2 protein-coding genes are annotated in these 987 nt (G+C 50.1%); one reads left to right on the top strand and one right to left on the bottom strand.

Annotated features, from left to right (window positions below; all coding sequences use genetic code 11):
• Positions 1-453: hypothetical protein (locus tag E1189_RS23235; protein WP_196221082.1), on the bottom strand; the 453-nt coding region annotated here is incomplete at its 3' end.
• A gap of 266 nt (positions 454-719) precedes the next feature.
• Here E1189_RS23235 and E1189_RS02445 point away from each other — a divergent pair.
• Positions 720-890 (top strand): hypothetical protein, encoded by a 171-nt coding sequence (locus tag E1189_RS02445; protein WP_155158477.1) that lies wholly within the window; start codon positions 720-722, stop codon positions 888-890.
• The last annotated feature ends 97 nt before the right edge of the window (positions 891-987 follow it).

Here is a 987-nt window from a genome sequence, read left to right as displayed (position 1 = left end):
AAAGATGTCCAGGGCCGTTTTCAGGTTATCTATGCCCCCCATAATCTGGAGATGCCGGGCCAGTGTTAACTCGATATCCTTATCATAACAGGGGGTGTTTGCCTGTCCCCCTGCCGCCCGGGTGCGCAGCTGGATAAAGATGTCCCGTGCCGCCCTCAGGTTGTTCGTGCCCCCCATGGCTTGGAGCAGTCGGCCCAGAGCCAGTTCGATCTCCCTGTCATTACAAGGGGTGTTCACCTTCCCCCCTGCCGCCCGGGTGCGCAGCTGCATAAAGATATCCTGAGCTGTGCTCAGGTTGTCCGTGCCTCCCATGAGCTGGAGCTGTCTGCCCAGTGCCAGCCCATTGGTTTTTTTGTCAAAGGAAGAGGCTGAGTATTTTTCATAAAGGTGCTCAAAGAGTGGTAAAGCTTCCGTTAAATACCCTCTCGCCTGTAAAGCCCTGCCTTTTGCCATTATCAATCCTTTGTTGTTTTGCAAGCCCTTTGAAAGGGAATTAATGAACTCAATACAGCCATCAAAATCACCAAGAAGAAACAAACATCTGGCTTTTAATTGCACAACACGAGCATATTGCTTTGGGTTTCCCTCATATTTTTTTAATAGCGTCCTGGCCTCCTCTAATGCCCTTTGGGGGTTGGTTTTCAGAAGACCGAAGCCATGATTTATATCGCGATATGTTTGTACACTAGAGTAAGCCGGATAGTGCCGGGAATGCCGTTGTGAAAGCTGGCGGTTCTCAGAGTGACCTGTACGCTCTGGATATCGAGAACCATGTGTACTGGTGGTATAAGGCGTATGCCTGCTTGAGCTGCTTTGTCTGCGAGGAGGAGGCGCCTGCCAGTAATGGCGGCCTCTTCCATAGTTTGACGGAAAGTTCATACTTTGAATAAACCTTTATAGCCGTTATGTCAGGGGGGGGTGTTAAGCACCCAAACCAATGTCTTGTATGGATGAGGGTGAGGGAGCAAAGGTTCAAAATGTGTCAGG

Source organism: Parendozoicomonas verongulae, from assembly GCF_009711465.1.
Classification (GTDB): Bacteria; Pseudomonadota; Gammaproteobacteria; order Pseudomonadales; family Endozoicomonadaceae; genus Sansalvadorimonas; species Sansalvadorimonas verongulae.
Note: the sequence above shows the minus strand (reverse complement) of the source record. Positions and strands in the feature narration are given on the sequence as shown.